Raw genomic sequence first — 18,517 nt, 5'->3', positions numbered from 1 at the left:
ACGCTGCCTCCCCCTCGTCGCTCACGCGCCGGGCCCCCGTCCCGTCCGGTCCACCGGCCCGCCCTGGCCGGGCACGCGCGGGACGGACCCGAGCAGTTCGGCCGCCGCGTGCTGGTAGCGCAGCACGGCCTGCTCGGCGACGCGCAGGTCGCACGGCGCGCTCCACAGCATGCGGCGCGCCTTCTCGTACTTCTCGGCCAGCTCCGGGTCCTCGGCGTACCCGAGCCGGGCCACCTTCGCCTTGTACGCGTCGAGCCGGCCGCGCAGCTCCGCGCGGACCGCGAGCGGCGCGGTGACCGCCGTCAACGACTCGCGGGCGCGCAGCAGTTCGTCCTCGGCCTTCTCCTCCAGGGACTCCAGCAGCGGCGACAGGCGGTGCCACTGGGCGTGCCTGCGGTACTCGGCGGCCGCCGCGAGCTGCTCCTGGAGCACGGTCGGCGGGCCGCTGACGACCGGCACCTCCGTCGCCGCGATCTTCGCCAGCACCTCGCCGCGCGCCGTCCGGGCCTCGGCGAGGGTGCGGTCCGCGCGGGAGAGCACGTCCCGCAGGCGTACGATCCGCTGCTCCGCGTCCTGGCGCACGGCCAGCACGGCGTCGATCTCGCGGCGCACGTCCTCCAGGGCGCGCGCCTCCCGGTCGTAGACCGTGGTGTCCGGCCGTCCCCCGCCCGGCGCCGAACTGCCCTCGGCGGGCTGCCAGAACGCCAGCGGGTCGGAGACGACCCGCTCGCGCAGTCTCGTCAGGGTGCGGGTGATCCGCTCCAGGTCGTCGCCGGCCGGGTGCTCGCCGGGACGGACGCCCACGGGGTGCGCGAGCTCTCGGGTGCGTCTCAGCTCGGCGGCGAGTAAATCGATCCGCGCGGGCAGCGCCGACCACACCGCGTCGGCGGCGACCACCATGTCCAGTGAGGCCGCGTACAGCTGGTTCATCCGCTCCACCAGCGTCGCCAGCGAGTACCGCTCGCTCAGCCGTCCCGGGCCGCCGTCCGGGGCGGGCGCCGCGGTGGCGGCGGCCGCCACCGTGACGGCCTCGCCGCGCAGCAGCTCGGTCAGCTCCGCCAGGTCCTCGCGGCTGGACCAGCGGCGCCGGGCACGGATCTCCCGCGCGGTGCGCAGCGCTCCCGTGTACGCGTCGAAGCAGGTCCACAGCAGGGCGATCGACGCCTCCGCGGCGGCCCAGCGCTCGGCGGTCGTCCCGGTCAGCTCGGCGCCCTCGAGGAGTCTGCGGCCCGCGTGGTCCTGGAGGGCGAGGAGCGAGGTCTCGATCGCCTCGTGCTCCGCGCCGAGCCGCGCCAGCGCACGGTCCACCTCGTCCCGGTCCATCACCGGCCCGGTGGGTCCCGTGTCGCCCATCGATCACCTCTCGCTGTCGCGGACTTGTGCGTTCTGATGTTCCCGAGCTGCTTCGTTCCCCGCGCTACGGCGGTCGTTCAGTCCTCGCGCAGATACTGCGGCGGGGTCGGTGGCTCCGACTTCGCCGGGTCCTCGCCCATGGTCTTCGACAGCCACCGTTCGTACGAGCGCTGCCAGCCCCCGGTCTCGTCCGCGCGCCACTGGACGAGGATGCGGTTGACCCGGCGTACCAGATCGTCGGCGTCCTTCTTCATCGCCACGCCGTAGTACTCGGTGGTGAAGGCGTCGCCCTTCAGCTCCACGGTGGGGTCCTGGGCGGCCTGGCCGGCGGCGAGCGCGCCGTCGGTGACCACCGCGTCGACCTCGCCGAGCTGGAGGCGCACCAGGCAGTCCAGCTGGTTGGGGACCGTGGTGCGCAGGTCGACGCCCTCGGCCAGCCGGCCGTCCTTCCGGTCCTGCCGGAGGGTGCTCAGCGCGGTCGAACCCGCCGCCGTGCAGATCTCCTTGCCGGCCAGCGTGCCGTCGTAGCCGGTGATCTCCGACGACTTGGGCGCCAGCACCTGCTGGCCGGTGCGGAAGTAGGGGGCGGAGAAGGCGACGTCGGTCAGGCGGTCGCAGTTGACGGTCATCGTGCGGACCACCATGTCGACCCGGCCGTCCTGGATCGCGGGTATGCGCTGGTCGGTGGGGATCGCCTTGAACTGCACGGCGTTCCGGTCGCCGAGGATGTCCTCGGCGATGCGGCGCACCAGGTCGATGTCGAAGCCCTCCAGCTCGGCGTCACCGCCGTTGTTCGGGTCCCGGTAGCCCCAGTGGTAGCTGTTCTGGTCGACGCCGACGATCAGCTTCCGCTTCTCGCCCTCGCGGCCGCGGATCTCGTCGATGGTGGGGCCGTCGTCGCCGGACGGCGGCAGGGTCTGCTTTTCCGGGTCCCTGCACTCCTCGGCGGCGCGCGCCTGGCTGCCGTGGGCGACGCCGTGGCCGCCGGTGCCCGCGCCGGTGCCGCCGCCGTCGGCGCGGACCACCGGCAGGAGCAGGGCGAAGAGCACGGCGAGGGCGCAGGCGAAGGCCATCGCCCCCACTCCGCCCCAGCCCTTCAGGCCGGTCCGCAGTCGTCGTGCGCGCATCCTCACGCCTCCTTTCACGGGTTCCCCTTCCCGCCGGCCCGCCGGACCAACGCCCCGTCTCACCGGTACTCCGAGAGCCTGCGCCCGATGCCCAGCAGCGCGCCGGCCACGCCCAGGGCGGCGAGGACACCGGCGCCCTGCGGCAGGTGGCCCATCGCGTCCAGCCCGTCGCCCGCCGCCTGCTCGAATTCCCGTTCCTCGTGCTCGAGCGCGGCGGCGAGCGCGGCGTCGACGCCGTCGAAGCACTCGACGGTGGCGCCCTCGCCGCCGATCACCAGGTCCAGTGCCTGCTGGTAGTTGCCGTTCTCGTCCTGCTCACGGGCGGCGGCGTGGCGCTTCTTCCACTCCGCCATGTTCCCCTTCGCCGTGGTGACGGGGCGCTGACCGGCGGCGTCGTCGGCGAGCCGCGCGGCCTCGGCGAGGCCCTTGCCGAGCGCGTCCATGTTCTTCCCGAAGTCGAAGTCGTAGGCGTCGACCGTCTCGCCGCCGACCTTCTTCGTCTGGGCGCCGCGCGCCACCAGCGTCAGGTTCTCGTTGCCCCGGGCCTTGAGGGAGGCGATGCGGGCGTCCTGCAGCACGTTCAGGGAGCGTACGCCGTGGTCCTGGGAGTCGCCCAGGTTCGAGCGCGCGACGCTGTGGCCGACGACCAGCCAGAGCAGGACGACGGTGGTGGTGGCCGTGGCGGTGACCAGGCCGTGGTTGAAGACCCGGTTGGTGCGGCGGTAGTTGCGGTGCTGGGCCCAGCCCAGGGCGCCGAGCGCCAGCAGACCGAGGGCGATCGCCGCCCACGGGTAGGACTTGGCGTCCCCGTAGTCGGCGCTCAGCCGCCGGTTCTCCGTCTCGTACAGGTCCTCCGCCGCCGGGAGCATGTCCTGCTGCATCTTCTCGTTGGCGTAGCGCAGATAGGCGCCGCCGACCGGGAAGCCCAGCCGGTTGTAGGTGCGGGCGCGCTCGATGAGGCCCTTGTACTCGGGCAGCAGGCGGTTGAGCTCGGCGATGGTGTCCGCGGAGGGCGAGCCGGCACCGGAGTTCGCGGCCGTCACCAGCCCTTCCGCGGCCGCGCGGATGCCCTTCTCGTACCGGTCCCGGGACTCCTCGGTCTCCTGGCCACCGGCGAGGAAGCCGCTGGAGGCCGCGGTGTTGGCCTCGGCCAGGGAGCGGTAGATGTCGGCCGCCTCGGAGGTGAGCGGCTGGCTGCGGTACCGCACGTCGTGGGCCGCCGAGGACCGCTCGTGCATCTGCCAGGCGGTGACCGTGCCGAAGGCGACGACCAGCGCGGCGAGCAGCGCGCCGATGATCCGCAGCCGGCCGGGCTCGGTGACGGCGGCCGCCCGCAGCCGGTCGACGCCCTCGGCGAACGCGGTGCGCCGGGGCGGCGCGGGCGGGGGAGGGGAAGCGGGAGCGGGAGCGCCGGGAGCGCCGCCGCCCGGCCGCTGCGCCGGGACCGGCGGGGACTGCGGCGGAACGGCGGACACGGTGGGCGTGCCGGCGCCCGGTGCCGCGCTGCCCTTCGGCGGTCGATTCACTGCTGACCTCCCCCATGGTCATCCGTCGCCGCAAGTATCGCTGCCCGCACCGGCATTCGCACCGGACTTCACCCGATCTTGATCCGACACGGGTCAACGCACCACCCCTGCCCATGAATACGCCGCCGGAACCGGTCCGGTTCCCCGGGCCGGCTCCGGCGGCGTCCGCGAGCGGTGGGCCTCAGCCGCCGAAGTGGTCCCGCGCCCGCGCGTACGCCCCGGGCGACGCCCCCGTCCGGTCCAGCCCCAGCAGCACCGCGCCCAGTACGGGCCGGGCCGTCACCACGCGCGGTACGGCCTCGGGGGCGCGGGCCGCCAGCAGCTCCCGTATCCGGTCGTCGAGCCGCGCGTGACGCGCCGCCAGGACGCTGCCGCCCAGCACCACCGGTGCCGGCTCGGCCAGTAGGTCCAGCCGGGTCAGCGCGACCGTGGCCATGGCGACCACCTCGTCGGCCTGCCGGTCGACGATCGCCCGCGCGATCCGGTCGCCGCCGTCCGCCGTCGCGAACAGCACGGGCGTCAGCTCGTGCCGCCGGACGGGCTCGACGTGGCGCAGGTGCAGGGCCTCGATGAGGGCGTACATCGAGCCGAGCCCGAAGTGGCCCGGCAGCGTCCGCGCCAGCTCCGTGGGCTCCCCGCGCCCGTCCTCCGCCCGCGCCGCGTGCCACACCGCCTCCTCCGCCAGCCCCCAGCCGCCGCCCCAGTCGCCGGACAGCCGTCCGAGGGCCGGGAAGCGGGCGGTGCGCCCGTCCGGGCGCATGCCGACGCAGTTGACGCCCGCCCCGCACACCACGGCTACCCCGCGCGGCTCGTCGACGCCGGCCCGCAGGATCGCGAACGTGTCGTTGCGCACGTCCACGCTCGCGCCCCAGCCCCGCGCGCGCAGCGCGGCGGCCAACTGCTCCTCCTCCACCGGCAGGTCGGCGTTGGCCAGGCACGCCGAGACGTGGTCGACGGCGGTGACGCCGGCCGCGGCGAAGGCCCGGCCGACCGCCTCCGCCAGGACGTCCACGGCCCGTTCGACGCCCACGGCGGGCGGCCGGAAGGCGCCGCCGCGCGCCGTGGCGAGCACCTCCCCGTCGGCCGCCACCACGGCGACGTCCGTCTTGCTGTTCCCCGCGTCGACGGCGAGGACGCTTCCGGTCAGGCCCACGCCAGGTGCTCCCGGTTGTGTGCGATCAGCCGGTCGGTGAGCTGCTCGGCGTACGCGTACTGGCCGACGAGCGGGTGGGCGAGCAGCGCCCGGAAGACCCGTTCCCGGCCGCCGCGCAGGGCCGCGTCCAGGGCCAGGTCCTCGTACGCCGTCACGCTCGCCATCAGCCCCGCGTACAGCGGGTCCACGGCCGGCACCGGCAACGGGACGGCGCCCTTCGCGCCCACCGCGGCCGGCACCTCGATCACCGCGTCGTCGGGCAGGAAGGGCAGTGTGCCCCGGTTGCGGGTGTTCACCACCTGGTACGGGGAGCCCGAGCCGCCGAGCAGGGCGGCGGCGAGGTCCACGGCCGCCTCGGAGTAGTAGGCGCCGCCGCGCTTGGCCAGCAGCTCGGGCTTCTCGTCGAGGGCCGGGTCGCCGTACATCCCCAGCAGCTGCCGCTCCATCGCCGCCACCTCGGCGGCCCGGGACGGCTTGCTGCGCAACTCGTCCACGACCTCGTCGTGGGCGTAGTAGTAGCGCAGGTAGTAGGAGGGGACGACGCCCAGGCGGTCCAGGAGGGGCCGGGGCAGGCGCAGGTCGGCGGCGACCGCGTCCCCGTGCTCGGCCAGCAGCCGGGGCAGCACGTCCTCGCCCTCGGGGCCGCCGAGGCGGACGCCGGTCTCCCAGGTGAGGTGGTTGAGCCCGACGTGGTCCAGGTGGACGTCGGCGGGCGCCACCCGGAGCAGGGCGGCGAACTTGCGCTGCAGCCCGATCGCCACGTTGCACAGGCCCACCGCCCGGTGCCCGGCCCGCAGCAGGGCTCGGGTCACGATGCCGACCGGGTTGGTGAAGTCGATGATCCAGGCGTCCGGGTTGGCACGGCGGACCCGCTCGGCGATCTCCAGCACCACCGGCACCGTGCGCAGCGCCTTGGCGAGGCCGCCCGCGCCGGTGGTCTCCTGGCCGACGCAGCCGCACTCCAGGGGCCAGGTCTCGTCCTGCTCGCGGGCCGCCTGCCCGCCCACCCGCAGCTGGAGCAGCACGGCGTCGGCGCCGTCGACGGCGGCGTCCAGGTCGGAGGTGGTGACCACCCGGCCGGGGTGCCCCTGCTTGGCGAAGATGCGGCGGGCGAGGCCGCCGACCAGCTCCAGCCGGTCGGCCGCCGGGTCGACGAGGACCAGTTCCCCGACGGGCAGCGTGTCGCGCAACCGGGCGAAGCCGTCGACCAGTTCCGGTGTGTAGGTCGAACCGCCGCCGACCACGGTGAGTTTCATCGCGTTTCTCCTTCGTGGATGGCCCGCCCTCGAGGGCGGGGTGGGGGTACCGGACCGGGGACTCCCAGGGCATGGGCGGGTGAAAAGCGGGCGGTGCGGGTCAGCGCGAGGTGTCGAAGACCTCGTCGCGGGTGGTCGCGAGCGCGGTCTCCAGCGCGCCGCGCAGTACGGGGTCGGCGGTCACGCCGCCGAGGACGAGGCGGGGCCGGGAGGCGGCCAGCTCCTCCAGCTCGTCCTGGAGCAGGGCGCGCAGCGGCTCGCCGCCCGCGGTGAGGGCCGTGCCGCTGAGCACCACCAGCTCGGGGTCGAGGACGGAGACCAGGGAGGCGAGGCCGGTCGCGAGGCGGGTGGCGTAGGTCTGGAGCAGGCGGTGGTGGGGGCGGTCGTCGCGGTGCCCGGCGGCCGAGGCGAGCAGGGCGGCGGCCGACTCGGTGTACGGCCCGGACGGCACGGGCTCGACGCCCAGCTCGCGGGCCAGCCTCGGCAGGGCCTGTGCGCCGGCCAGTTCCTGGAAACCGCCGCTGCCCGTGCGGCTGACCTTGCGGACCAGCGGAGCGCCGGGTACCGGCAGGAACCCGACCTCGCCGGCGCCGCCGGTCCAGCCGCGGTGCAGCCGGCCGCCCAGGACCAGGGCGGCGCCCAGCCCCTCCTGGTTCCACAGCAGGACGAAGTCGCCGTGCCCCCGGGCGGCACCGAGCCGCTGCTCCGCCACGGCCGCGAGATTGACGTCGTTCTCGTACTCGACCGGCATCGGCAGCGCGGCGGCGATTTCGCCGAGGAGGGCGGGGGAGTGCCAGCCGGGCAGGTGGGAGGCGTAGCGCAGCCGTCCGGTGCCCGGGTCGAAGGCGCCCGGGGTGCCGATGACGAGGCGGTGGACGTCGCCCCGGGCGAGTCCGGCCGCCTTCACGGCGCCGTCCAGGGCGTCGGTGACCTGCTGGACGACCGGGGCGGCGGGGCGGCGGCCCGGGGTGGGCAGCTCGTACCGGCCGACCGTGCGCCCGGTGACGTCGGCGACCGCCGCGAGCAGGCGGCCCGGGGTGACGTCGAGTCCGGCGGCGTACGCGGCGGCCGGGTTCACCCCGTAGAGCTGGGCGCCGGGACCGGGACGCCCCTCGGTCGTGCCGCCGGCCAGCACCAGCCCCGCTGCCTCCAGGCGGGCCAGCAGCTGGGAGGCGGTCGGCTTGGACAGGCCGGTGAGCTTGCCGATGCGGGCGCGGGACAGCGGCCCGTGCTCCAGCAGGAGGTCGAGCGCGGCCCGGTCGTTCATGGCGCGCAGGACGCGCGGGGTGCCCGGCGTACCGGCGGTTGCTGCCATGCCCGTCCCCACCTGCCTCTCGGCCGCTCCGCTTCTCAGTGCGGGACGGCGAAGTCCACCGGCCGCGCCCGTCGGCGGCGACTGTTAGGAAAGTTTCCTGTTGGTCGTGAAACGTAGACCCGCCCGGCGGGAGCCGTCAAGAGGCCGCCCCCGGGCGACGTGGTCGTCACCTCGGGGGCGGTGCGGGGCGCGGGCGGCGCCGCTACTTGGTGGTGCTCGGCGGCGGGATCGGGGACGCCGCGATGGACTGCGGGGACACGGTGCTCGAGTAGGCCGACGGGGCCGCCATGCCCGCGGTCGGATCGGGCGCCGCGGCCTCCTGCCCCGGCACCTGAGGACCGCCGACGATCGGGATGCCGGCCGCGTCGAAGGCCCCCTTGATCCGCCAGCGCAGCTCGCGCTCGACGGTGAGGGACTTGCCGGGCATGGTCCTCGCGGAGACCCGCACCACCATGGAGTCCAGCAGGACGGAGTCCAGGCCGAGCACCTCGACCGGGCCCCAGAGCATCTCGTTCCAGGGTTCCTCCTTGCTCATCCGCCCGCCGACCGCGGCGATGGTCTCCTTCACCTTCCCCAGGTCCTCGTCGGAGCGGACGGTCACGTCCACGCCCGCCGTCGACCAGCCCTGGGAGAGGTTGCCGATCCGCTTGACCTCGCCGTTGCGGACGTACCAGATCTCGCCGTTGTCGCCGCGCAGCTTGGTCACCCGCAGCCCGACCTCGATGACCTCGCCGGAGGCCACGCCCGCGTCGATGCTGTCACCGACGCCGTACTGGTCCTCCAGGATCATGAAGACGCCGGAGAGGAAGTCGGTGACCAGGTTGCGGGCGCCGAAGCCGATCGCGACGCCCGCGACACCGGCGGAGGCCAGCAGGGGGGCCAGGTTGATCTGGAAGGTGCCCAGCACCATCAGGGCCGCCGTGCCGAGGATGAGGAAGCTGGCCACCGAGCGCAGCACGGACCCGATGGCCTCGGAGCGCTGGCGCCGCCGCTCGGCGTTGACCAGCAGTCCGCTCAGCGCCGTACTGGCACCCGTCCCGGCCCGGCGGTTCATCCGCTCTATCAGCTTGGTGATCGCCCGCCGCACCACCGCGCGCAGCACCACCGCGATCACCACGACGAGCAGCACCCGCAGCCCGATCGCGAGCCACGTCGACCAGTTCTCCTCGACCCAGCCGGCGGCGTTCGACGCGCTCTCCTGGGCGTCCTGGAGCGACGGTACCGCCGGCGTCGACGACTCCGAGGGCGACGGCGACGGCGACGGGCCGGCGGCCAGTGGGACGGCGGCGGACAGGGACACGGCGGAATACCTCCAGGTGCGGTGCCGCCCGCCCCCGGCGGGGGTCGCAGCAAGGTCACGGAACGGTCACCGGACGGACGGAATCACCACACTAACGGGGCACCACGTGCTCAACGGCGCGAAGTTCGCGGGTAAGCCCCCGCTCACCCGCGCTTGAACTGGTCACGGTCATGGGGATGCACCCCGTGTGGTCGAAAACACTCCCAGCCCGTTACCGGGACATGGTGGCGCTTCCACCAGCCATGAGGGGAGACTGACTGCAGATCGTCCCGGCGCGAGCCACGCGCCGCCGACGCCCAAGGAGGCACCCGTGCCGCATGTCCTGGTCCTCAACGCGTCGTACGAGCCACTCGGCGTCGTACCGCTCCGCCGCGCGCTCGTCCTCGTCCTGGAGAACAAGGCCGTGTGCCTCGAGGAGTCCGGCGCCTACCTGCACAGCGCGACCGTCACCGTGCCCGCACCCAGCGTGGTCCGGCTCAAGCGGTTCGTGCGGGTGCCCTACCGGGGGCCCGTCCCGCTCACCCGCCGGGCGCTCTTCGCCCGGGACGGGGGCCGCTGCATGTACTGCGGCGCCGTCGCCACCAGCGTCGACCACGTCATCCCGCGCAGCCGCGGTGGCCTGCACGCGTGGGACAACGTGGTGGCCTCCTGCCGCCGCTGCAACCACGTCAAGGCCGACCGCCACCTCGGCGAGATCGGCTGGCGCCTGCGCCACAAGCCCGCCCCGCCCACCGGGCTGGCCTGGCGCATCATCGGCACGGGTCACCGGGACCCGCGCTGGCTGCCGTACTTGCAGCCGTACGGCGCGGAGGACGCCATGGCCCGGATCGACGGCATTTCCGCCTGACGGTCCGGGCCTCTCGTACGCCGGGCCGCCGGGCCGCCGGGGACGGGACGGGTCAGCGCACCCAGCCGGCGTCTGCGCGGTCTCGTACCGCCCGCCGTCCGGGCGGCTGTGCACCTTGACCTCGCAAGTGTCCCGGTCGATCAGCGGATGGACCGGGATGGCGGCCTCCGCTTAGGCCCGGGGCTTGGCGACGCGGTCGCGGCGGTCGGTGGCGGAGTGAGGACAGGGGTGGGGTCGGCCCATTCGCCCTGGCCGGCGAAGGCCTCCGACGGGGCGAGGGCGCCGTCCGGGCGGGCGCGGCCCTCATGGTGGGCGCCGACGGCCAGGCCCTGCCCGGAGTTCAGCCACAGTTCGGGCCGCTCGCGCACACAGGCCCGGGTGAGCCACTCAGGAACTCCACCCGCATGGCCTCTGCCGTCCTTGCGGCCTGGCGGACGAGTTCCCCGGCCTGGCGGGCGGGGTGTCCCACTCGGCGTAGACCGTCTTGCCGACGGTGCGCGGTTCCCAGCCCCACCGCGCGGACAGCGCTCCGACCAGGAGGAGTCCCCGCCCGAACTGCTCGCCGGCGTCCTCTGTCCGGCGGGGACGCGGCAACCGCTCACCGCGCGGATCGCTCACCTCGACCCGCAGGGTGCGGTGATCGAGGGTGAGGTGCACGCGGATGAGCCGTCCCCGGAGGCTGCCGTGCAGCAGGGCGTTGGTCATCAGTTCCGAGACGACGAGGGCGACGTCTCCGGCGAGTGCGGGCCGGCCCCACTCGGTGACAAGACGTGCGGCTCTGCGTCGGGCGAGGGGGACGCTGCGCTGGGTGGGGGTGTAGTCGAGGAGGTCTTCGTGGGGGAGCGGTACGGGCGGCAACGGCACGGGTTCTGCCATGGCGATGTGTCTCTCCATGTGTGGGCGGCGGTGTCTCTGCCGTGCCTGCGGGGGCAGGACGGTGCGCTTCCGCCGGGCGGACCGCAGAGTGAGCGGCTGGGTACACAAAGTAGTTGGCATGGTTGCGCGGGGGCAATCGCTTCGGGGAATTAATTCCCCAGAGTTCGACGCGGTTGTGGATGGGCGGCACACTGTGCTGGTGACGCGATCAACTCAAGCCGCAGGAAACCGGGTTTCGACGGTTCTGGGCCGCAAGCTGGGTGCCGAGTTGCTACGTCTGCGCGATGCGGCGGGCAGGACGCAGCAGCAGGCGGCCGGTGCCATCTCCGCGACCGCGACGAAGGTCGTGAAGATGGAACGCGGCTGGGTGCCCATGCGTGACCCGGACATCCGCGTACTGTGCGAGTTCTACGGGGTGCGGGAAGACCGAACCGTCAACAGGTTGCTCGGACTCGCCCGTCTGGACCGGGAACGCCGCAAGGCGAGGGGATGGTGGAGGCACTCGCCGCAGGCAGAGGCGGTGGCGGAGTACATCTCCATGGAGGACGTGGCCGGTACCGTCCGCACCTGGCAGCAGGCGTTCGTGCCCGGCCTGCTCCAGACCCCTGAGTACACCCGGGCTCTGGTGGTCAGTGAGGGCGTCTGGACGGACCCGGACGAGATCGAGGGCGTCGTCGACGTCCGAACGAAGCGGCAGGAGCGGCTGGAGGGGAGCGAGCCTCTCCAGCTGTACGCGGTCATCTGGGAAGCGGCCCTACGGCAACAGGTCGGAGGCCCCGAGGTGATGCGCGCGCAGCTTCACCGCATCCTGGAGCTGACTCAACTGCCCAACGTGCGGCTTCAGGTGCTGCCGTTCCGTGCGGGCGGACACGCCTGCATGGCCGGCGCCTTCAGCATCGTCTCGTTCGTCGAGCCCGAAGCCGTGGACGTGGTCCACGTCGACACCATCGCGGCTACCGTGTGGGTCGAGAACGAGGTCGAAAGCGCTACGTACGCCTCGTTCTTCGACCGCACCGCGCGACTGAGCCTGGCTCCCAAGGACTCGCTCAGACTGATCGAGAGCATCAGCGAGGACATGCAGTGATGAACGGCTTCGAGTTCGTGAAGTCCAGCTACAGCAGTGGAAGCGGCGAATGCGTGGAGGTGGCCCTCAACGTCGCCGGGACCGTTGCCGTGCGGGATTCGAAGAACCCGGCCCCCGACGGCCCGATACTTCGTCTGGGGGCGCGGGCCTGGGCGTGGTTCGCCGGGGAGTTGGGGCGGTGCTCGTTCAGGGGTGACGCCAGGTGAGGGTGTAGCGCCAGAAGAGGCGGCGGCGCAGGCGGGCGCCGGGCAGGAGCGCGCGGGCCTGTTGGGCGATGTCGGTGAAGGGCATGTCGGCCGGTCGGGTGCGGGCGGACATCGACGTGGGTGGGGCCGTGCTCCTGCCCTTGTTCTTGAGCCAGCCGGTGGCCGCGTTCAGGGGGACGGCCGCTGCGCCGAGCAGATGGTCCGTGGGTGTCCGCGGCCGGTAGAGGCCGACGACGACCAGGGTGCCGCCGGGAGCCAGGTGCCGGCGGAACGCGGCGAGGGCCTCGGTGAACGGCAGGTGGTGGAGGGTGGCGACGCAGGTGATGACGTCGTGGGGTCCGGCGGGGAGCCCCGTCGGGGCGTCCGCGACGGTGAAGGACGCGGCTGTCGCCTCTGGGGTCAGCAAGCGCGCCCGCGAGGTGATCGACGGGTCGGAGTCGATGCCCCGGACCTCGTCGGCGCGTGCGGCGAGGAGCCGGACCAGGTCACCGCTGCCCGAACCGACGTCCAGTGCGCTGCCGAACCGGCCGGGGAGCTGTCGCAGTATCCACCGGTGGTAGTGGGCGTTGTGGTCCCAGGGGTGGGCGGCGTTGAACCGGTCGAGCGCCTGGAGGAGCCGGTGCGGCGGCGGTGTCATGCGGCGGTTCCTTTCCGGCTGCGCCTCGGCAAATCCAAATCCCGCGACAGCTCACGACCGTCCCGCCCCCCACCCCTCAAAACCGTGAACACCTTCACCCCCACTGTCATCGAGCCGCTCATCCGAGCGCTCCCATGACACTTGGCCGCCTACTGCTCACGTTTTCGGAACACTACCGGCCCCTGACACCCGAGCCGCCGGGCGCCAGGCCCCCCGCCCCGTCACACGTACCGCAACTCTCCCGGCCGCACCGACCGGCCCAGCAGCGGCAGTGCCGTCGCCGCCGCCAGCAGGCAGGACGCGTACACGGCGGGTGCGACCAGCAGGGCGGACCAGGGGAGCGAGCCGTCGCCGGTGAGGGTCGAGTACCAGGTGCCGACCGCCATGCCCCCGAGGCCGGCCAGCAGCAGGGCGGGGGCGAGGGGGAGGGCGGTCTCCAGGAGCAGGGCCCGGTTCAGGACCGCACGGGGGACGCCGGCGGCGACCTGGGCGGCCAGGGTGCGGCGGCGGGTGGTCAGGGACTCGGCGGTGCCCACGGCCAGGCCGGAGAGGGTGATCGCGAGGGCCACCAGGACGGCGGCGCCGGTCAGGTCGAGGCCGGTGGTGTAGTACGCCATGTCGGCGCCGAGGTACTCCCGGGAGCGCAGCTCGCTGAGCAACGCGTGCCGGACGCACAGGAACGCCGTACCGGCCACCGTCACGACCAGGACGGCGGCGTGCGTGCGGGCCGGGGCCCACGGGTCGTCGCGCAGCCGTTCCGCCGCGAGCAGCGGGGCCGCCGTACGGGCCCGTGCCGCGAGGAGCCGGCCGGTGAGCCGGGCGGTCGTCCCGGCCAGCCAGACCGCGCCCGCGCCGAGCGCCACGACCAGGGCGAAGACGGTGAGCGGCGGCTGCCAGGGGACCCGGGCGCCCGCGCTGTGGCCGCCGCTCATGGCGAGTGGGGCCACCGCGACCAGCAGGAGCAGCCCGCCCAGGAACAGCGTCCCCGGACCGCGCCCCGTCCCCGGCCGCACCCGGCGCACCCATCCCAGCGGGGACGCCACCACCCGGCGCAGCGCCAGCGCACCCGCCACCGCGCCCAGCACCGGTACGCCGAGGGCGACCAGCGCGAAGCCGGCCCGGGTCAGCGCGGTCGGGCCGGTCCACAGGCGCAGCAGGAGCAGCGCTGAGAAGACGGTCGCCACCGCCGAGCCCACCAGGCAGGCGAGCCCGGTCTCCAGCGCCGCGATCCGCCGCACCTGCCAGGGCGTCGCCCCGGCCAGCCGCAGCCCGGCCAGGCGCCGGTCCCGGTGGACCGCGCCGATCCGGGTGCACTGGCCGAGGAAGGCCAGCACCGGCACCAGCAGCAGCAACAGTCCGGCGATCACCCCGGAACGGGTCCCGGGCTGGCTCACCAGGCCGTGGAGGACGGAGACGGTGTACCCGCCCGGGACCGACGCGAGCGCGGCCGCCGCCAGCGCGAAGCCCGTCGCCAGTGCCGCGCCCACCGCCGTCAGCGCGATCCGCCACCACTCCCGCCGGTCCGACCCGCGCACCAGTTGCCGGGCCAGCCGCACGTCCTGGACGACGGTGCTCATGCCGTCACCCCCAGCGGCTCCACCGCGCCGTCGCGCAGCCGGACCTCGCGGTCCGCGTACGCCGCGACCTGGGCGTCGTGCGTGACCAGCAGCACCGCGGTGCCCGAGTCGCGGGCGGTGTGCGCGAGCGCCGTCATCACCTGCTCGCCCGACAGCGAGTCCAGCGCGCCGGTCGGCTCGTCGGCGAACACCACCTTCGGGCCGGTGACCAGCGCGCGGGCCAGCGACGCCCGTTGTGCCTGCCCGCCGCTCATCTCGCCGGGACGCAGCTCGGCCTGGCCGCGCACCCCGTACCGTTCCAGCCACTGACCGGCCCGCGCCCGTGCCTCGGCGCGCCCGGTGCCGGCCAGCATCAGCGGCAGCGCCACGTTGTCCAGGGCCGTCAGCTCCGGGATCAGCTGCCCGAACTGGAACACCACCCCGAAGTCGGTGCGCCGCAGCTCGCTCAGCCGCTTCTCGGGCAGTTCCTCCAGCCGCCGGCCGGCGTACGTCACCGAGCCGGCGTCCGGCCGGACGATCCCGGCCAGACAGTGCAGCAACGTGGACTTGCCGCTGCCGCTGGGCCCGGTGACGGCGAGGATCTCGCCGGCCCGCAGTTCGAGCGAGGCGCCGCGCAGGGCCTGAGTCCTGCCGTGTGCCTTCGCCAGGTCGCGGGCCGCGAGCAGTGGCCGCGTCGCGTTCCCGGTCGTGTCCCCGTTCGTCATGCTGTGCGGACCTCCGCGGTCAGGTGGGTGAGCCGGGCCGCCGTGGTGTTCATCCAGCGGAGGTCGGCGTCGAGGTGGTTGAGGGCGTAGTCGGCCGAGAGCACGGTGGTCAGGTCCGTTCCGGGAGCCGTCTTCACCGCCGTGAGCTCCCGCATCCGGTTCATGTGGGCGGTGCGCTGGGCCAGCAGATAGGCGTCCGCGTCGGCGCCGGTGAGGATCGAGACGACGACCTTGGCGAAGATCTCGTTCGTCACGAAGGGGGCGGGCGGGGCGATCTCGCCGGCCCAGCGCGCCAGTTCGCTCGCGCCCTCCTCGGTCGTGCGGTACGCGGTGCGTTCGGGGCCGCCGTCCGACGCGGTGCCGTCCACCTCCGCGAGGCCGTCCCGGACCAGGCGCTGGAGGGTCGTGTAGACCTGCCCGTAGGCCAGCGGCCGGGCCTGGGGGAAGCGTTCGTCGTGGCGCCGCTTCAGGTCGTAGCCGTGGCTCGGCCCCGAGGCCAGCAGCCCCAGCAGGAGGTGACGGGTGCTCATGGAGATCAGTATTCACCGAGTACATGTACTGAGTGAATAGTTGACGAAAGTTTTTTCGCCTCGCGTCACCTCTGAACGGGTTAAGTGGCTGCGCTGCCGGGATTCTGGGAGATTTTACGGGGGAAGCGTGTGACCAGGGTCACGTTGTCGGTCTCAGGGCGTCTGTCCTCGCGCGGAGTGGGTAGGGCTGCCGTAACCCGCCAAAAGCGTGCGCGAAACAAGGAGGCCCCCGTGGCTGCACTGGCACCCCTGCTGCTCCCCGCCCCGTCCAAACCCGTGGCGGAGCCGTCCACTCCCTGGGCGGAGCCCTCCGCCGCCTCCGCCCCCCCGCACTACTGCGTCTTCGGCGCCACCGGGAGCTGCGCCGAGACGCCCCTCACCAGCGAACCGCCGCTGCCCGACGCCGAGCCCCTCACCAGCGAGTCGCCGTTCGCCGACGCCGTACCGCTGACCAGCGAGTCCTCGCCCGAACTCACGGCCGACGTGCCGGAGCAGGGCGGCCCCTCCTTCGCCGTCCCGGAACCCACGAGGTCATAGAGGTCGTAGATGCCAGCAGATCGGCCGGCCGAGCCCCCCACCGAGGACCTTCCCGAGGATCTGACCCGGCTCGCCGCCCTGCACGGCGTCGCCACCTCCTACCGCCCGTCCCCGGACCGCACCGTCGCGGCCTCGGCCACCGCCGTCACCTCGGCCCTGGCCGCCCTCGGCGTGGACACGGGCACCCCGCAAGCCGTGCGTGCCGCGCTCGCCGCCCGCGACGCCGAGCTGCGCGAACGTCTGCTGCCGCCCACCGTGGTCGCCTGGAGCGGCGCCCCCGCGCCGACCGCCCTCGCCGCGCTGCCCGAGGGGACCCGGCTGCGTGTCGACACCGAGCAGGGCGAGCGGCGCGACGGCACGGTGGCTCGCCCCGCCGGTGACGGCTCCGCGGGCGTCCTGGCCGACGGTGCCGGCGCGGGCCCCTCGACCGGTGACGCCGTGGCGGGCCGTCCGGACGGCGAGGACGTATCCGGTGCCTCGGCTGCCGGTACCGCGGCCGGTGACGGCGGCCCGGACCTCCCGGCGGAGGGCGGCACCGGCGGACCGCCGACCGGCGGCGCCGGGGCGGGTGCCTCCGCCCCTCGCGGCGCTCCGGGCCCGCCGGCCCGCGACGGCGCCCCGCGCCCCTCGCCCGGCAACGGCCCCGCGAACCCCTCCGCCGCGGGTGTCCTCGCCGGTCTCCCGCCCGGCGTCCACCGCCTGACCGCCACCACCCCCGACGGCCGCGCCGCCCGCGCCCACCTGATCGTGGCGCCCGCCCGGCTGCCCGCGCCCGCCACCCGCTGCTACGGCCTCCTCGTGCAGCTCTACTCCCTCCTCTCCCGCCATTCCTGGGGCATGGGCGACCTCGGTGACCTCGGCGAACTCGCCGCCTGGGCCGGACGCGCCCTCGGCGCCGGGTTCCTCCAGGTCAACCCGCTGCACGCCGCCGTACCCGGCGCCCCCACCGACCCCTCCCCGTACCGCCCCTCCTCCCGCCGCTTCCCCGATCCCGTACACCTGCGGATCGAGGACGTGCCCGAGTTCGCGCACGTCACCGACCCCGAGCCCACCCGGACGCTGCGGGAGCGGGCGGCGCGGCTGCGCGAGGCCGTGCTGGAGAACGACGCCCTCATCGACCGGGACGCCGTGTGGGAGCTCAAGCGCGAGGCGCTGGAACTGCTCCGCGAGGTCCCCCTCGGCCCCGGCCGCCGCGCCGCCTACTGCGACTACCTCGCCGAACAGGGCACCGCCCTGGAGGACCACGCCACCTGGTGCGCGCTCGCCGAGGTCCACGGCCCCGACTGGCACCGCTGGCCCGAGGGCCTGCGCGACCCCCGCTCGGCCGACACCGACCGCGCCCGCACCGCCCTGATGGACCGCGTCGACTTCCACTCCCGCCTCGCCTGGCTCACCGACACCCAGCTCAGGGCCGCCCAGCACAGCGCCCGCGAGGCCGGCATGCCGGTCGGGATCGTCCACGACCTCGCCGTGGGCGTACACCCGCGCGGCGCCGACTCCTGGGCGCAGCGGGAGTGCTTCGCCGCCGGCATGTCGGTGGGCGCCCCGCCCGACGCCTTCAACGCCCGCGGCCAGGACTGGGGCCTGCCGCCCTGGCGCCCCGACCGCCTCGCCGCGTCCGGCTACGCGCCCTTCCGCGGCCTGCTGCGCGGCCTGTTCCGCTACGCCGGAGCCCTGCGCATCGACCACGTCATGGGTTTGTTCCGGCTCTGGTGGGTCCCCGAGGGCCACCCGCCCACCGAGGGCACCTACGTCCACTACGACGCCGAGGCCATGCTCGCCGTCCTCGTCCTGGAGGCGTCCCGCGCCGGTGCCGTGGTGATCGGCGAGGACCTGGGCACCGTGGAGCCCGGCGTGCGGGAGGCGCTGCGCGAACGCGGGGTGCTCGGTACCTCGGTGCTGTGGTTCGAGCGGGACTGGGAGGGCGACGGCCGCCCCCTGCCCCCCGACCGGTGGCGTGCCGACTGCCTGGCCACCGCCACCACCCACGACCTGCCCTCCACCGCCGCCCGCCTCACCGGCGAACACGTCGAACTCCGCGACCGGCTCGGCCTGCTCACCCGCCCGCTGGAGGAGGAACGGGCCGAGGCGTCGGCGGACACCGCCGAGTGGCTGGCCGCCCTGGCCCGGCTCGGCCTGCTGCACGGCACCGCCGGGGACACCGGAACGCCCTCCGAGGAGGCGGGCATCCAGGCCGTCCACCGCTTCCTGCTGCGCACCCCCGCCCGCATGGCCGGCGTCTGGCTCCCGGACGCCGTCGGCGACCGCCGCCCGCAGAACCTGCCGGGCACCTGGGACCAGTACCCGAACTGGCGCCTGCCGATCGCCGACGCCGAGGGACGCCCCGTGACCTTGGAGGACCTGGCCGCCTCCCCGCGGCTGCACGCCCTGATCGACGTCGTACGGGAGCGCGCCGGACACGGAGGGGAACGCCCCGAGAACCGGGGCCGGGCCCCGTACGGCACCCCGGGCGCGCGCGCCTGACGGCC

17 protein-coding genes are annotated in these 18,517 nt (G+C 74.5%); 5 read left to right on the top strand and 12 right to left on the bottom strand.

Features of this window, described 5'->3' with window-relative positions; genetic code table 11:
• Positions 1-21 precede the first annotated feature (21 nt).
• The 7 genes from M6G08_RS04270 to M6G08_RS04240 all read right to left on the bottom strand — a co-directional run bounded on the left by M6G08_RS04270 (position 22) and on the right by M6G08_RS04240 (position 9,030).
• Positions 22-1,353 (bottom strand): coiled-coil domain-containing protein, encoded by a 1,332-nt coding sequence (locus M6G08_RS04270; protein ID WP_272585850.1) that lies wholly within the window; start codon positions 1,351-1,353, stop codon positions 22-24.
• 77 nt (positions 1,354-1,430) lie between these two features.
• On the bottom strand, positions 1,431-2,480 hold the full coding sequence (locus M6G08_RS04265; RefSeq protein WP_272585849.1) for a glutamate ABC transporter substrate-binding protein: 1,050 nt from the start codon (positions 2,478-2,480) through the stop codon (positions 1,431-1,433).
• Positions 2,481-2,539: 59 nt separating this feature from the next.
• Positions 2,540-4,006: a GlnX family signal transduction membrane protein gene (locus M6G08_RS04260; protein ID WP_272585848.1), complete on the bottom strand. Its 1,467-nt coding sequence runs from the start codon at positions 4,004-4,006 to the stop codon at positions 2,540-2,542.
• 181 nt (positions 4,007-4,187) lie between these two features.
• Positions 4,188-5,159, bottom strand: a complete 972-nt coding sequence (locus M6G08_RS04255; RefSeq protein WP_272585847.1) for an N-acetylglucosamine kinase — start codon at positions 5,157-5,159, stop codon at positions 4,188-4,190.
• On the bottom strand, positions 5,150-6,415 hold the full coding sequence (locus M6G08_RS04250; RefSeq protein WP_272585846.1) for a 6-phospho-beta-glucosidase: 1,266 nt from the start codon (positions 6,413-6,415) through the stop codon (positions 5,150-5,152). The genes M6G08_RS04255 and M6G08_RS04250 overlap by 10 nt, the downstream gene beginning before the upstream one ends.
• A 100-nt stretch (positions 6,416-6,515) precedes the next feature.
• Positions 6,516-7,730 carry an ROK family transcriptional regulator gene (locus tag M6G08_RS04245; RefSeq protein ID WP_272585845.1) on the bottom strand — a complete coding sequence of 405 codons (1,215 nt, stop codon included), beginning with the start codon at positions 7,728-7,730 and terminating at the stop codon, positions 6,516-6,518.
• A gap of 202 nt (positions 7,731-7,932) precedes the next feature.
• A complete protein-coding gene (locus M6G08_RS04240; protein ID WP_272585844.1) occupies positions 7,933-9,030 on the bottom strand; it encodes a mechanosensitive ion channel family protein in 1,098 nt (365 codons plus the stop codon).
• 310 nt (positions 9,031-9,340) lie between these two features.
• Here M6G08_RS04240 and M6G08_RS04235 point away from each other — a divergent pair, with 310 nt between their 5' ends.
• Positions 9,341-9,877: an HNH endonuclease gene (locus M6G08_RS04235; protein ID WP_019325428.1), complete on the top strand. Its 537-nt coding sequence runs from the start codon at positions 9,341-9,343 to the stop codon at positions 9,875-9,877.
• A 387-nt stretch (positions 9,878-10,264) separates the two neighbouring features.
• Here the strand turns inward: M6G08_RS04235 and M6G08_RS04225 are convergent, their stop codons facing one another.
• Entirely contained in the window at positions 10,265-10,753 is a 489-nt protein-coding gene (locus M6G08_RS04225; RefSeq protein ID WP_272585843.1) for an ATP-binding protein, read from the bottom strand.
• A 199-nt stretch (positions 10,754-10,952) separates the two neighbouring features.
• On the opposite strand from M6G08_RS04225, the gene M6G08_RS04220 reads away from it, so the two are divergent.
• Both M6G08_RS04220 and M6G08_RS04215 read left to right on the top strand, forming a co-directional pair.
• The gene (locus tag M6G08_RS04220) at positions 10,953-11,837 is read left to right on the top strand and encodes a helix-turn-helix domain-containing protein (RefSeq protein WP_272585842.1); all 885 of its coding nucleotides are present in this window, start codon (positions 10,953-10,955) and stop codon (positions 11,835-11,837) included.
• A complete protein-coding gene (locus tag M6G08_RS04215; protein ID WP_272585841.1) occupies positions 11,837-12,043 on the top strand; it encodes a DUF397 domain-containing protein in 207 nt (68 codons plus the stop codon). The genes M6G08_RS04220 and M6G08_RS04215 overlap by 1 nt, the downstream gene beginning before the upstream one ends.
• Here the strand turns inward: M6G08_RS04215 and M6G08_RS04210 are convergent.
• From M6G08_RS04210 to M6G08_RS04195, 4 genes are all read right to left on the bottom strand, one after another.
• A complete protein-coding gene (locus tag M6G08_RS04210; protein WP_272585840.1) occupies positions 12,024-12,680 on the bottom strand; it encodes a class I SAM-dependent methyltransferase in 657 nt (218 codons plus the stop codon). The genes M6G08_RS04215 and M6G08_RS04210 overlap by 20 nt on opposite strands.
• A gap of 221 nt (positions 12,681-12,901) precedes the next feature.
• Positions 12,902-14,257, bottom strand: coding sequence for an FtsX-like permease family protein (locus M6G08_RS04205; RefSeq protein WP_272585839.1), 1,356 nt, complete (start codon positions 14,255-14,257; stop codon positions 12,902-12,904).
• Positions 14,254-14,961: an ABC transporter ATP-binding protein gene (locus tag M6G08_RS04200; protein ID WP_272585838.1), complete on the bottom strand. Its 708-nt coding sequence runs from the start codon at positions 14,959-14,961 to the stop codon at positions 14,254-14,256. The genes M6G08_RS04205 and M6G08_RS04200 overlap by 4 nt, the downstream gene beginning before the upstream one ends.
• Positions 14,958-15,491 (bottom strand): PadR family transcriptional regulator, encoded by a 534-nt coding sequence (locus tag M6G08_RS04195; RefSeq protein WP_272585837.1) that lies wholly within the window; start codon positions 15,489-15,491, stop codon positions 14,958-14,960. Before M6G08_RS04195 ends, M6G08_RS04200 begins: the two co-directional genes overlap by 4 nt.
• Before the next feature lie 231 nt (positions 15,492-15,722).
• Here M6G08_RS04195 and M6G08_RS04190 point away from each other — a divergent pair, with 231 nt between their 5' ends.
• Positions 15,723-16,028 carry a hypothetical protein gene (locus M6G08_RS04190; protein ID WP_272585836.1) on the top strand — a complete coding sequence of 102 codons (306 nt, stop codon included), beginning with the start codon at positions 15,723-15,725 and terminating at the stop codon, positions 16,026-16,028.
• A gap of 9 nt (positions 16,029-16,037) precedes the next feature.
• Positions 16,038-18,512 carry a 4-alpha-glucanotransferase gene (gene malQ, locus M6G08_RS04185; RefSeq protein WP_272585835.1) on the top strand — a complete coding sequence of 825 codons (2,475 nt, stop codon included), beginning with the start codon at positions 16,038-16,040 and terminating at the stop codon, positions 18,510-18,512.
• Positions 18,513-18,517 lie beyond the last annotated feature (5 nt).

Origin of the sequence: Streptomyces sp. M92 (assembly GCF_028473745.1) — a bacterium.
In the GTDB taxonomy this organism is placed as follows: domain Bacteria; phylum Actinomycetota; class Actinomycetes; order Streptomycetales; family Streptomycetaceae; genus Streptomyces.
The sequence above is the reverse complement of the archived record's forward strand: the minus strand, read 5'-3'. Positions and strand labels throughout refer to the sequence as shown.